The sequence below is a fragment of the Enterococcus sp. AMC1252 genome, assembly GCF_058216515.1.
In genome coordinates, this window is record NZ_CM177097.1 from 1,386,748 (window position 1) to 1,400,580 (window position 13,833).

12 protein-coding genes and 1 CRISPR repeat array are annotated in these 13,833 nt (G+C 33.9%); of the genes, 8 read left to right on the plus strand and 4 right to left on the minus strand.

Annotated features, from left to right (window positions below):
- Positions 1 to 100 precede the first annotated feature (100 nt).
- Positions 101 to 736 carry a hypothetical protein gene (locus AC4BB5_RS06475; protein ID WP_490458548.1) on the plus strand — a complete coding sequence of 212 codons (636 nt, stop codon included), beginning with the start codon at positions 101 to 103 and terminating at the stop codon, positions 734 to 736.
- Positions 737 to 820: 84 nt separating this feature from the next.
- Here the strand turns inward: AC4BB5_RS06475 and AC4BB5_RS06480 are convergent, their stop codons facing one another.
- Positions 821 to 1,579 (minus strand): MerR family transcriptional regulator, encoded by a 759-nt coding sequence (locus AC4BB5_RS06480; protein ID WP_490458549.1) that lies wholly within the window; start codon positions 1,577 to 1,579, stop codon positions 821 to 823.
- Positions 1,580 to 1,750: 171 nt separating this feature from the next.
- On the opposite strand from AC4BB5_RS06480, the gene AC4BB5_RS06485 reads away from it, so the two are divergent.
- The gene (locus AC4BB5_RS06485; protein WP_490458550.1) at positions 1,751 to 2,107 is read left to right on the plus strand and encodes a DUF1827 family protein; all 357 of its coding nucleotides are present in this window, start codon (positions 1,751 to 1,753) and stop codon (positions 2,105 to 2,107) included.
- Between the two features lie 46 nt (positions 2,108 to 2,153).
- Here the strand turns inward: AC4BB5_RS06485 and AC4BB5_RS06490 are convergent, their stop codons facing one another.
- Genes AC4BB5_RS06490 through AC4BB5_RS06500 form a run of 3 tightly spaced genes read right to left on the minus strand, consistent with a single transcriptional unit; the run spans position 2,154 to position 5,414 of the window.
- Positions 2,154 to 3,332, minus strand: a complete 1,179-nt coding sequence (locus AC4BB5_RS06490) for an ABC transporter permease (protein WP_490458551.1) — start codon at positions 3,330 to 3,332, stop codon at positions 2,154 to 2,156.
- Positions 3,319 to 4,467 (minus strand): ABC transporter permease, encoded by a 1,149-nt coding sequence (locus AC4BB5_RS06495; protein WP_490458552.1) that lies wholly within the window; start codon positions 4,465 to 4,467, stop codon positions 3,319 to 3,321. The genes AC4BB5_RS06490 and AC4BB5_RS06495 overlap by 14 nt, the downstream gene beginning before the upstream one ends.
- Positions 4,468 to 4,481: 14 nt before the next feature.
- Positions 4,482 to 5,414, minus strand: a complete 933-nt coding sequence (locus tag AC4BB5_RS06500; protein ID WP_490458553.1) for an ABC transporter ATP-binding protein — start codon at positions 5,412 to 5,414, stop codon at positions 4,482 to 4,484.
- 122 nt (positions 5,415 to 5,536) lie between these two features.
- Here AC4BB5_RS06500 and AC4BB5_RS06505 point away from each other — a divergent pair, with 122 nt between their 5' ends.
- The 6 genes from AC4BB5_RS06505 to AC4BB5_RS06530 all read left to right on the plus strand — a co-directional run bounded on the left by AC4BB5_RS06505 (position 5,537) and on the right by AC4BB5_RS06530 (position 13,748).
- Positions 5,537 to 6,628, plus strand: a complete 1,092-nt coding sequence (locus AC4BB5_RS06505) for a sensor histidine kinase (protein ID WP_490458554.1) — start codon at positions 5,537 to 5,539, stop codon at positions 6,626 to 6,628.
- A gap of 13 nt (positions 6,629 to 6,641) precedes the next feature.
- Entirely contained in the window at positions 6,642 to 7,274 is a 633-nt protein-coding gene (locus tag AC4BB5_RS06510; RefSeq protein ID WP_490458555.1) for a response regulator, read from the plus strand.
- Positions 7,275 to 7,390: 116 nt separating this feature from the next.
- Positions 7,391 to 7,801, plus strand: a complete 411-nt coding sequence (locus tag AC4BB5_RS06515; protein ID WP_490459034.1) for a GtrA family protein — start codon at positions 7,391 to 7,393, stop codon at positions 7,799 to 7,801.
- A gap of 81 nt (positions 7,802 to 7,882) precedes the next feature.
- Positions 7,883 to 9,355, plus strand: a complete 1,473-nt coding sequence (locus AC4BB5_RS06520) for a nicotinate phosphoribosyltransferase (protein WP_490458556.1) — start codon at positions 7,883 to 7,885, stop codon at positions 9,353 to 9,355.
- Positions 9,356 to 9,464: 109 nt separating this feature from the next.
- Positions 9,465 to 10,295 (plus strand): NAD(+) synthase, encoded by an 831-nt coding sequence (gene nadE, locus AC4BB5_RS06525; protein ID WP_490458557.1) that lies wholly within the window; start codon positions 9,465 to 9,467, stop codon positions 10,293 to 10,295.
- Positions 10,296 to 10,489: 194 nt separating this feature from the next.
- Positions 10,490 to 11,001: a CRISPR direct-repeat array (repeat unit 34 nt; unit sequence GTCTCACTCTAATATGGAGTGAGTGGATTGAAAT).
- A gap of 278 nt (positions 11,002 to 11,279) precedes the next feature.
- Complete coding sequence (locus AC4BB5_RS06530; RefSeq protein ID WP_490458558.1) at positions 11,280 to 13,748, plus strand: cation-translocating P-type ATPase; 2,469 nt, start codon at positions 11,280 to 11,282, stop codon at positions 13,746 to 13,748.
- The last annotated feature ends 85 nt before the right edge of the window (positions 13,749 to 13,833 follow it).

Consider the following 13,833-nt stretch of genomic DNA (forward strand, 5'->3'; position numbering starts at 1 on the left):
GTAAGAACTGTCTAGGATAAACTGAAACTAGTAAATATTTTGTAAAACAAGGTAAAAAAGGATAATGAAGCAATAGATTTTTAAAGTTAGGGGAGTAATAATGAAGGAAATAAAAGAGAATGTTGAACATGATTTAGAGTATTATCAATCGGGAATTAGGCAGTTATATATGAAGCATTATCAAAAATATTTATTGTTTCTGATCGCGATCATGCTGGTAACGGCTGTTGGAATCGGTATATCTGAAGCACTTGTTAGATGGTTATTAGTATCATTATTTTTGATTGAGGTAGGCTTAGTCATTTATTTACTTCGTTATTTACGTGGAGAAGTCTTCGACGCCTATTTCCAGAGGATCAAAACCCAACTGCCAAATGAATTTCAAAAAATGGAGTCGATTGAAATTCAAGAAGATGATCAATCTTATTATTTTATAGGCGATCAAGAGTTATTTGTGAAGTTAAAAAAGAAAAATAGTCGGAATTTCCCATCAAAAATCAGGCAGTATACATTGTTAGTTGGGTATACAGATGGATTAGAGGAAACCGTACTGGAACAGCCGCTGCAGTTTTTTTATTATGACATTACACAAATCAAACACTCTGATAGCTATAAACAAGCACGGTTAAAAAATGCTAATTTTATGGCGAAACAAAGAAAACGAAGACTTAAATCTGCGGCGATAACGATTTTTTTACTGATTTTATTTGGGCTTGCTTTTTTGGGAGCATTTTAAGAAGTAAAATAAGTCATGAGAATAGCTTTGAAAAGGCTGTTCTCATGACTTGCTTATTTTATATTTAAGCGTGCAATCGTTTGTCTATTTTGCGAAGTTTTGAATAATTTGATTTAATGTTTGAGCAGCATTCTTTCCGGCTCGATCATCATAGTAAGCACTAAATCGTTCATCGAAAACGTACATTTGCCCCAATCCTCTATGCATTTCAGGTGAATAAACTGGAGAAGTGTATTGTAGCCATTCTTTATGCTTTAAAAAGACAGTTTCTGCTTCTTTCGATTGATATTCTTTGGTCTTCATCACAATTTTTAATGCTTCAAGCATTTCTTTTTCTGCCGTTTCCATGCTAGTGAAGTCTTCTTCATTTAAGTTTAACCATTTTTTGTTAGATTCTTCCACAGTTTCTTCCCCATATTTTTTACGTATTTCTTCGCCGTATGTCTGTTCATTTTCTTGTAGCTTAGCTTGTTTAAAGCCTACGAATTTTTCTTTGTCAGTCATTGTTATTTCTCCTTTTTGATAGCGTAACGTTTTTTCTACAGTTAGAATCAGATGATCTATTTGTTGGCGTTTGTCTAATAATTGCTGATAATGATCTTGTAATGCTTGCTGAGGATCATAGTTTGATGTATCCAGTATTTTTTGTATTTCTTCTAGTTTCATATCCAAAGAACGATAAAAAAGAATTTGCTGCAGCTTATCGATTTCTGTTGTTCCATAAATACGATAACCTGAAGAATTAATGCGTGCCGGTTTTAATAGATTAATCTCATCATAATAACGCAATGTTCGCGTGCTGATTCCCGATAGTTCAGCAACTTTTTTGATTGTATATTCCATCTGTTTCCCTCCTGTATGAATCTAGGATAAACCTTTACTTAACGTGAAGGTCAAGTGTTTTTTTATAGAATAACATATTTTTCATTTTTTGATTTACAAAGAGTCTATGAAAGAGTAAAATTTTTATATAAAGTTATCAAGACTATTATTAAATTTTAAGGAGCTGAGTGAATGAAGTTAATCGAAACACCGATCAACAAAAATTTAGATTTGGAGTACTTTTATCCAAATATAACCAAGTTCGTTTTTGGTGAAAAAGCAATTAAATTTTTTAAATTATACGCATTGGATCGTACCCAAATTGTCTATGCGGATGCATTCGATAAGATTGACATCATCATGATCAATACTAAAAAGAAAATTACAAAAAAAGAAGTTGATTACATAATTAAGAAACTGTTGAATACAACAAGAGAAGAAGTAACCGTTCATATTGGCGTTAAAAATGAAATGCAGCAGAGAGGTTATTCTTTTAGTGCCCCTCGGAAAGATATTATAGTGATTCAAAAAAATGCTGATCCAGCATAAAATAAAAACTAGAAAAAGCGAAAATATTAGCTTTTTCTAGTTTTTTTTATTTTTCGATAGCAGGTTTTCCAAAAGAAGATTTCAAACCACCTTGTTCTTTTCTTGTTATCATTGTTAATAAAAAAAAGATAAAGGAAAAAATCAATAAGATTAACGTATTGAATTGAAATTTCGTATAAAACTCATGATTGAATTGAGTCGTGTTTCCAATTAACGTACAATTTCTCATATACCAATAAGTTGGTGTAAGAGAAGCAACTTTTGTTACGATATTCGGTAAAATCTCTGCAGGTACAAAAACACCGGTAATAAAAGCACTACCTAAAATAAAGACATTGTTAATACCAGAAATCATATCTGGATTGCTGATGATCCCACTAATTAGATTGCTAAACGATACAGCAACTATAAAGAGTAGTAATGTGTTCAAAATAAAATACATACCGTGGGAATCAAGCTTGCTTTTCGTAACTAAAAGAAGGAGGCTAACGAAAACTGCCCAAAGTATCAAACAAAATCCAATTTGAACAAAAAATTGTTGTCGTGAAAAGCTTCGTTTAGATAGTGGAGAACAATTATTTCTAAGTTTGATTTCTTTTTTATTGAAGGCTAAGCTGACTAAAGTGATCGAGCTAAAAATTGTCATAAACATAGTGTAGGCTAGTACACCCAAAACCTTTCCTGTTGCAGTATTTTTCTTCGATTGGTCATAAGAAGACGTAAAATTGATCTTCCCTGTAGTTGCAACATTTTTAGTAGTTAAGTTGCCAAGTTCGACTTCTGTTTTCTTTGGCAAGGCTTCTTGGTAAAATTGATAAGTAGATAAGTAGTTATTGAGTATTGAATCAATATAGACTTGATTAAAGCTATCTGGTTTGACTTGGGTTATTAGTTTCGGTTGTTGCCCCATATTTATTTCTTTGGAAAAAGATGAAGGGATTGTTAGTACATAATCAACTTTTCCAAAAAATAAAGCATCATCGATCTTTTCTTGCGTATTATTTAATGAAACAATATTCATTTCCTGTTTCAAGTAAGTTTCTAACTGTTTTGCAGTATCACCGTCATCTTCATTGAAAATGACAATATTCATTTTTTCAAGCTTAGTCACTGGTGAATTGGAGCTTGAATAAGCAAATGAAATACCTAAACTGATTGCTAATGCAAGAATCAATGTTCCTAAATTCTTTTTTAGAATGCCAAGAGTCGCTTTAAAGACTGACATATTGTACTCTCCTTTCATAAATAGCACTAGCTGTAATAAAAATGGCCGTTAGCACCCCTAAACTAAGCAAGTTAATATAAAAACTGTTGATATTTTGATAATAATAAAGTTTATACAAAGCTTCGCTGATTAGATTAACTGGATTTATCGCATTTAGCCATGGAATATGCTCGTTGACTAAAAGCGTAATATCAGGAGACATCATTCCAGCTAAAAAACTACAGGTCATTTGAAAGGACACGGCAAGTGAAATTTTCTGGTTTAGAGGGACTTTAAGGATATTACCGAATAGAATGCCCAATGAAAGTGCGGTAAGAGCTGCTAATGCACAGGTTAATAAAATCAATAACCAACGATCACCAAAATCAACAGCGTAAACAAAATGGAAAAAACATAGGATAAAGAAAATTTCGACAATGAATACCGTAAATGAAGAAGCTAAGTTTGTTAGAACGATCAATAATTTATTTTTCGGAGTCATGCTTAAACGAATCCCATTGGCTGACTGATTTGCTTGCTCATCGTTGGCATTACTGATTCCCCAGAACATCCCAAACATACAGCTCATTCCAATCAAAGTGAAGAAATAAAAACTTTTAAAACTGCCTTTTGAAGCGGTAGCCTTATTTACAGAAATATAATTTGTTGTTTTCCCAATTTTTTCTGTAATAGCTGAAGCGAGAAGAGCAGGATTTTCTTTTTCTAAAGTAGTCAAGGTTGTTTTACTTTGGAGAAATTGATTCATAAATGAATCCATGATATTTTGCTGTAGGGTTTGTTTGCTGACTGTAAGTGAAATGTCATCATTTTTGATCGTATAATAGCCAGAAATTTTTTCATCACGTAATTGTTTTTCTGCGGTTTCTTTTGAAAGTACAGTTGGAATAAACATGCTTTGATCATTCACACTGACTTCATTTAAGGTATCCAAAAAAAAGTCAGTATTTTTAGATGAAACTTTTTCATCAGTCACAATGCCTACAGGAATTTTTTTTACTAAATCAATTGTATCCAGACTACCGAATGTAGCTGCAAAAAAAAGGCCAAGAAGTAAAGGGAACAGCAATGACCAAAATAATAAAACTTTATTGTTCAATTGAATCTTTAATCGATAATAATATAAATGCCAAAACATTTGCATACTCCTTTCTAATCTCTTAATTCTCTACCTGTTATCTCTAAAAAGACATCATTAAGAGTAGGTTGCTGTGTGTAAAAATTACCAAATGGCAGTTGATTTTTTTCTAAAATATGGAGTACTTGGATAAACACTGCTTTATTTTTTTCAGTATTCAACGTTACAAAAACATTGTCATAAGTAATATTCATTATTCCAGGAATTTGTAATAATTCTTCTTTAACGACTAAAGGAAAATCAGGTATTTCAATCATAATTTTTTCGTTGCCTTTGATCATTCCTTTTAATTGTTCTTTTGTTCCTTCTGCAATGACTTGGCCCTTTTCAACAATTACTATGTTGTTACATAACTGTTCTACTTCCTCCATATAGTGGGTCGTGTAGACAATCGTTGCGCCTTGACGGTTTAGTTCTTTAATACTGTCTAAAATCTTATTACGACTTTGAGGATCAACGGCAACTGTAGGTTCATCTAAAAAGATCAGTTCGGGTTTATGAACGATACCACATGCAATATTAAGCCTCCGCTTTAGTCCGCCGCTAAGTTTTTTAGGGAGGAAAGTAGTGAAATCTTCCAGACCTACAAGCAAAATGACTTCTGCAACATATCGCTTTCTAGTTGCTTTATCAGTGATATATAACCCGCAGTAATAATCGATATTTTCAATAACAGTCAATTCTTCAAAGACAGCAACTTCTTGTGGAACGACACCAATTCGCTTTTTAATATCATAGCGAGTAGGCGTCATCTTTTCACCAAATAGCTTAATTTCTCCTGTGTCATAAGATAATAGTGACAGCATACAATTGATAGCAGTTGATTTTCCACAACCGTTAGGTCCGAGTAGTCCCAGTATATCTCCTTTTTTTACTTGCAAATTAAAGTGATTTAACGCAATTAACTTTCCATATCGTTTTACTAAATCATTTATTTCGATTATCATATGAAATTCTCCTTTTTTTCTTTATAATAGAACTATAGCTCAAAGTCTATTAAGTTATAAGTGAATATATTCCTATATCGATGTGACATTTGTCATATAATTGAGAAATTTGGAGAAAATTGATGAATAAATTTTTAATGCGGAACATGCTAGATAAAGCTTTCTTGTTAGGTTTATGCTTCATGATTTTTTTAAATCAAGCTTATCAAAGTGAGATGGTCATTTTTGTCTTAGTCACAATAATGTTGAGTGGACTGATTTGGGTCACACAAAAACCTAAGTTTTCTTTTTTATGTATCTTATTTTTGTTGATAGCAACTACTAAATGGCCAGAATATGCTTATTTTGTTCCCGTACTTTTTTATGATGGCATGATAGAGGGGCGAAATAAGATATTGCTCTTAAATAGCGGTTTGATAGTGGTATTTTTTATATACAACAGTCAATATTCAACTAGTCTTAAGCTTTATATTTTACTGTTGTGTGCGTTATCAAGTTATTTGGCTTTTCTAACTGCAAAAGATTCCTCTTTACGCAAGGACTATCTTTGGCTGGAACAAGAAAAAGATGAGAATAACTTTACCTTTAAAACTCAAAATTCTGAGTTAATCAAACAACAAGAAATCAAAGTGAATCTGGAACTTTCTAGCGAAAGAAATAGAATTGCCCGTGATATTCATGATAATGTCGGACATTTGCTTTCTAGCGCTTTACTACAAACTGGAGCTCTTAAAGCAATGAATCAAGAAGAGAAATTAGCTCTCCCTTTAAAACAGCTCCAAGAAACGATCACAGAAGGAATGAACAGTATTCGAGATAGTGTCCATGATTTGTATGATGAATCATTAAGCTTATCGTTAGTTTGCCAAAATATTCTGTTGAATTTTACATTTTGTGAGGTAGAGATAGTAGGGGATTTCTCTGAATCCATCCGTAAAGAATACAAATTAGCCTGTATTATGTTAATTAAAGAAGCACTAGCAAATGTGATGAAACATAGTAATGCCAATAAAGTGACGATTACTTTTAAAAATCATCCAGGTTTTTATAAGTTAACAATTGAAGATAACGGAACAAAAAATGAAGAAAAGAACCCAAATGAAATTGGAATCGGGTTGATCGGTATGCAAGAAAGAATGACAAAATTAAAGGGTAGATTAAGCTATCACCAAAAAAAAGAAAGTTTTTTGCTAATTGCTATTTTGCCAAAATAAAGGAGTACACAAAGTGATTCGATTATTGATTGTAGATGATGATTTGTTAGTGACCACGTCACTTAAAACGATTGTTGAGGCAACTGGTGAAATTAATGTCGTAGGAGTAGGAAATAGTGCAGCACAAGCGGTAACATTATATGAAGAATTGCATCCGGACATTTTACTGATGGATATTCGAATGAAAGAGTCAACTGGAATCGAGGCAGCTACTAAGATCTTAGAAAAAGAAGAGCAAGCTGATATATTACTTTTAACAACTTTTTCAGATGATGAGTATATCGTTGAAGCGCTTAGAATTGGTGTTAAAGGTTACTTGCTAAAACAAGATTTAGAAGCAATCGTACCATCAATCAAAGCAGTTAGTAATGGACAATCAGTATTTGGTCGTACGATTATGGATAGACTCCCTCATCTGTTACAAACGGAAAATACAGCCTGTTTGGATGAATTTAAACTAAATGAAAAAGATCTATCTATTATTTCGTTGGTAGCCGAAGGGCTAAATAACAAAGAAATCTCTGGAAAACTTTATCTGAGTGAAGGTACGATCAGAAATTATATCAGTAATTTATTGGAAAAATTAGAGCTAAGAGATAGAACGCAACTAGCAATTTTCTATTATAAAAATATTTATTCGAAGTAGGGGTGTTTCTCTCATCCTCTGACTAGTAAAAGGGAATGATGAGAAACTTGAAAATCAGTAGGATTTCTATTCTATCTTTGATAAAATAAAAAGAGGAATGAAAGGAAGCGTGAATGTTGAAAGAATTATTTCATAAATATAAAGAAGTGATTTCATATTTAGTATTTGGTGTGGCAACGACGGTTGTTAATATAGTTATTTTCTTTATCTGTAAAGATCTTTTAGGAATCGACTACAAAATAAGTAATGCAATCGGCTGGTTTTTATCAGTACTTTTTGCATTTTTCACAAATAAGTATTTTGTTTTTGCTAGTAATCATGAGGACATCGGCTCTTTTATTAGAGAGATGTTACTATTTTATTGGTACCGTGTCCTATCTTTCGTGGTTGATATGGCATTGATGGTTTTGATGATCGAAGTGATGCATATCACAGATTTTTGGGCAAAAATGGTTACACAGGTTGCAGTGGTGGTATTGAATTATTTTTTCAGCAAGTTTTTTATCTTCAAGAAAAAAGCATCTTAAAATCAGTATTTAGTTAAAAAGACAGTTTTTTGTTATAATATAAATTAAAAATCTAGAAAGAATAAAGGATGGCATAGTGAGATGAAAAAAGTTTACGATGATGATAGCTTAACGTTACATACAGATTTATATCAAATCAACATGATGCAAACGTATTGGAAATTAGGTAGAGCAGACTTACATTCTGTGTTTGAATGTTATTTTCGGGAGATGCCTTTTAATCATGGTTATGCTATTTTTGCTGGATTGGAACGCTTAGTCGACTATTTAGAAAATTTAACTTTTACAGATACAGACATCGCCTATCTTCGAGAAGTCGAAGATTATCCAGAGGATTTTTTGACTTACCTAAAAGATTTTGAATTTAAGTGTACGGTTCGTTCAGCATTAGAAGGGGATTTAGTGTTTAATAATGAACCATTGATACAAGTAGAAGGTCCTTTGGCACAATGTCAATTGATTGAAACAGCTCTTTTGAATATGGTCAATTTCCAAACCCTGATTGCGACAAAAGCGGCACGAATCAAATCTGTGATTGGAGACGATCCTTTAATGGAATTTGGAACTCGTCGTGCGCAAGAATTAGATGCGGCTGTCTGGGGAACGCGTGCAGCTTACATTGGTGGAGCTGATGCGACAAGTAATGTTCGTGCTGGTAAAATCTTTGGGATTCCAGTGAGTGGAACTCATGCTCATTCGTTAGTACAATCATATGGAAATGATTACGATGCTTTTACAGCATACGCGCAAACCCACAAAGATTGTGTTTTTTTAGTTGATACCTATGATACTTTGAAATCTGGTGTTCCAAGTGCAATCCGAGTCGCAAAAGAAATGGGCGATAAAATCAATTTTCTAGGTGTTCGTTTGGATAGTGGAGATATGGCTTATATTTCTAAGCGAGTCCGTGAACAATTAGATGAGGCCGGATATACAGAAGCAAAAATCTACGCTTCAAATGATTTGGATGAAAATACTATCTTAAGTTTAAAAATGCAAAAAGCGAAAATCGATGTTTGGGGCGTGGGCACAAAGCTGATCACAGCATATGATCAACCAGCTTTAGGTGCTGTATTTAAACTGGTTTCGATTGAAGATAAAAATGGGAAGATGGAAGATACTATCAAGCTCTCAAGCAATGCTGAAAAAGTGACAACCCCTGGAAAAAAACAAGTCTGGCGTATCACGCGTAAATCAGATAAAAAATCTGAGGGTGACTATGTGACACTTTGGGACGAAGATCCTCGCAAACAAGAAGAGATCTATATGTTCCATCCGGTTCATACATTTATTAATAAAACAGTTAGAGATTTTGATGCAAGAGCAGTTTTACAAGATATTTTTGTTGAGGGGAAACGAGTTTACGAAATGCCTACTCTAGAGGAAATCAAAAGTTATGCAAAAGAAAATCTTGATTCGTTGTGGGAAGAGTACAAACGTGACCTTAATCCGCAAAAATATCCAGTGGATCTATCGACTGAGTGTTGGAATCATAAAATGCGTTTACTTGAAAAGGTACGTGTGGATGTCAAAGCACTAAGTGAAGGCAAATAAATATTATCTAGCTACGTGGGCTTCGATCTCAACAGTTCATAAGAAAGATCTGAAGGTCTCGGAAAAAATAGATTGGCTCGCTTGGCTTTTAAATTAGGAGGAATTATCTATGGAATCTTTACAAAAGGCAATTATTAAAGAGTTAGGTGTAAAACCTCAAATAGATCCGCAAAAAGAAATCCGAAAAAGTATTGATTTTATGAAAAGCTATTTATATAAACATTCTTTTTTAAAAACACTTGTTTTAGGGATTAGCGGAGGTCAAGATTCTACATTAGCTGGTCGTCTGGCTCAATTAACAATGGAAGAGATGCGATTGGAAACGAAAGATGAAGGGTATCAGTTCATTGCGGTTCGTTTGCCTTATGGTGAACAGGCGGATGAAGCAGATGCAAAAAAAGCATTAGACTTTATTCACCCTGATGTTTCTTTGCGTGTAAATATCAAACCGGCAATTGATGCCTGTGTTCTTTCACTTGTGGAATCTGGTGTTTCTATCAGTGATTTCAATAAAGGAAATATGAAAGCTCGTCAACGAATGATTGTTCAATATGCGATTGCGGGAGAGAATGCTGGTGCTGTAATTGGAACAGATCATGCAGCTGAAAATATTACTGGTTTTTATACAAAATATGGTGATGGCGGTGCAGATATTTTACCGTTATTTCGCTTAAATAAGCGTCAAGGGAAAGCTTTATTGAAGGAGCTAGGTTCTCCTGAGGAGCTGTATACTAAAATTCCAACTGCCGATTTAGAAGATAACAAACCATTGGTAGCCGATGAAGCGGCACTTGGTGTAACCTATGATGAGATTGACGATTATGTTGAAGGAAAACCTGTATCGGATAAGGCCAAGGAAACGATCGAAAACTGGTATAAAAAAACTCAACATAAACGACACATGCCGATTTCAATTTTTGATGACTTTTGGAAGCAGTAGTTAGTAAACAAAATAAATAAATTTTTAGTGCGAACCCCAAGTGACCATAAAATCACTGAGGGTTCCGCACCAAAATTAGAGAGAAAAAACTTTCGTTTAACAGTTTTTCTCATTTTATTTTAATGTTTTTCTGAGTTTATAAGGGAAATTAGTGATAATGAGAGATTTTTGGAGAAAAATCTTTTTTTTTCGCAGTCTCACTCTAATATGGAGTGAGTGGATTGAAATCCATCAAGTACCATACAACAATAAAGATACGCTGGTCTCACTCTAATATGGAGTGAGTGGATTGAAATTGTTGATTTAACAAGTGATTTCGGCAATAAAGAGTCTCACTCTAATATGGAGTGAGTGGATTGAAATATTGTTTTATGCATTATAAGATACCTCGCTCTTTCGTCTCACTCTAATATGGAGTGAGTGGATTGAAATTATCAAAACTTCATCTGACTTGAAACTGGACTTGGTCTCACTCTAATATGGAGTGAGTGGATTGAAATCTCTAATTACCATGCATAGGAGTTGTTATTTTGAGTCTCACTCTAATATGGAGTGAGTGGATTGAAATTTATATGTGAGCGTCAACCAATAATCGTTATAATGTCTCACTCTAATATGGAGTGAGTGGATTGAAATTAAAGAACAATACAAACATGCTAAGCAATACCTAGCGTCTCACTCTAATATGGAGTGAGTGGATTGAAATTATTATAGCGAAACGTCTACCAAACAGCTCATCAGTTTCACTATAATATAAAGTAAACGTTTGTCGTCTCGTTTTCAAAATAAAGTGAGTCCATTCAAATCAATCAGAAAGAGAGTCTAAAAAATTAGCCTTTCTTTTTTTAATTTAATTTCAAATCAGAATACCTTCATTTTGTTCAAATGGTTAAAAAAAGTGTAAAATTAAAGTAGTTTTCTGAAACATTGGGTAAATTACTCTACAATTGGTTTAACAATAGTAATAAGAGGGTGAATGAAAATATGAAAAAATTGTTTAGGAAAAAAAGAGATATAGATAATGAGGAGTTTCTTTCATCTGAAGAAAAATCGCAAAACATGAATACTGATAACATTCGGATTCCTGCCAATATTAAAGGTCTTTCTAATCAAGAAGTCCAACAACTTTATGCAGAGGGGAAGACTAACAAAGAAGTTGAGGATCTATCTAGAACCACAAAACAGATCATTTTAGATAATTCCCTAACGCTATTTAATTTCATCAATTTATTTTTAGCAGTTGCAGTTTTCGCTGTCGGTTATCCTAAAAATGCATTATTTTTCTGGATCATCATTATTAACACAGCAATTGGGGTTATTCAAGAAATTCACGCTAAAAAGACGATCGATAAACTATCCATCGTGAATAAAACAGAGGTAACAGCCTTAAGAGAGAATCAATTGACGAATATTTTTCAAGATGAAATAGTTTTAGGCGATGTCTTAGTTTTGACTTTAGGCAATCAAGTTCCATCTGATGGCATTGTTTTGCATGCAGAGGGAATGGAAGTCGATGAGTCCTTATTAACTGGAGAATCAGATAAGATCACAAAACAAAATGGTGACAAAATTATGAGTGGAAGTTTTATTACCTCAGGATTAGGCTTTGTAAAAATTACTGCAGTCGGTGAAGACAATTTTGTCTCTAAATTATCAAAAGAAGCAAAAACAGAAAAGCATTCGACTTCTGAACTAATGAATTCTCTGAACCTTTTGATCAAAGGGCTGACCTTTGCTATTGTTCCAATCGGTTTGCTGTTATTTTGGTCCCAATACCAATCGACTCAGTCATTTCCAAAAACGGTTTTAGGTGTTTCTGGCGCATTGATTAGTATGATTCCAGAAGGATTGATGTTGTTGACAAGTGTGGCATTTGCGGTTGGCGCAGCTAATTTAGCTAGAAAACAAACCTTGATTCAACGTCTATCATGTATTGAAACTCTTGCACGCGTGGACACCATTTGTTTGGATAAAACAGGAACTATTACAGATGGGAGTTTAACCTTTAAAGAGCTGATTCCTCAAGCGGGTTTTCCAGCAAGTGAAATCGAACGTGCTATGAGTGAAATGATGGCAGGACTTTCTGATCAAAATGCTACGGCTAAAGTTCTTAGAACGAGATTTCCATTGTCTCAATCAGCTTGGAAAGTCAAAGAAGTGATTCCGTTTTCTTCTGATCGAAAATGGAGCGGTGTGACTTTTGAAGAAAAAGGTTCATTTGTTATGGGAGCGCCAGAATTTATATACTCAGACGTACCAGAAGAGTTACGACAAAGATTAGCTCCCTACAATGAACAAGGAGATCGCGTCTTGATTTTAGTTCATTTTTCTGAAGAATTAACAAGCCCAAAATTACCACAAGAGAAAGAAACTGTAGCAATTTTTATTATTGCAGATACGATTCGTGAAAATGCTATCGACACATTTTCTTACTTCGCCAAACAAGATGTCACGCTAAAAGTCATTTCAGGTGACAATCCGATTACGGTTTCACAAATAGCAAAGCAAGCAGGAATCGCTGGGGCAGAAAATTTTGTGGATATGAGCACCATTTCTGATTCAGCAAACTTTAATGAATTGGTGGAGAATACAACTGTTTTTGGTCGAGTAACGCCTTACCAAAAGAGAGAATTGATTCAAGCCTTAAAACAAAACGGTCATACAACCTGTATGACAGGTGATGGTGTGAATGATATTCTTTCTTTAAGAGAAGCTGATGTGAGTGTAGCAATGGCTAGTGGAAGTGACGCTGCTCGTGCAGTATCAGATGTTGTATTGTTGAATTCAGATTTTAGTTCAATGATACAAGTACTGAATGAGGGGCGCAGAGTTATCAACAATATCGAGCGTGTTGCATCGATGTATATGGTAAAAACGATTTATTCGGCTATTCTTGCCGTAACATTTATCTTTTTATTCTTACCATATCCATTTGCGCCATTACAACTAACGCCAATCAATACCTTGACGGTTGGGATACCATCTTTTATTTTAGCATTAGAACCGAACTATCAAAGGATCAAAGGACATTTTTTGACGAATATATTGAGGATTTCAGTACCAGGAGCGTTGACGGTTGTTTTTAATATTTTAGTCTTACAGTTAGCTGGAATTTGGTTTGATTTATCTCACCAAGACGTTTCTACGATGTGTGTGTTGCTTACTGGTTGCGTAGGATTTCAAGTTTTGCTAAGAGCTGCACGTCCATTAGATTTGAAAAAACAGATCATGATTGGTTTATTGCTGATCGCATTTTTAGTTTGCTTCTTATTCTTTGGTGATTTCTTTATGTTGACGTCACTATTTACAAGAAATGTTCTGTTCTATCTACCATTGATTCTTGGAAGTCGCTCCATCTTTAACTATATCTCACTATTTATGACGAGAGCCATTTATGAAGTTGAAAAGGCAAAAGAAAATCGACGGATCAAAAAGAAAAAAAGAGTTATCTAAAGGTAGAAAAAGATTGAGGCAGAAGTGCTTATTTCCAAATGAGCTGTTTTTGCTCTTACTGTTTATTCGGATTGTTTAAGGGTGT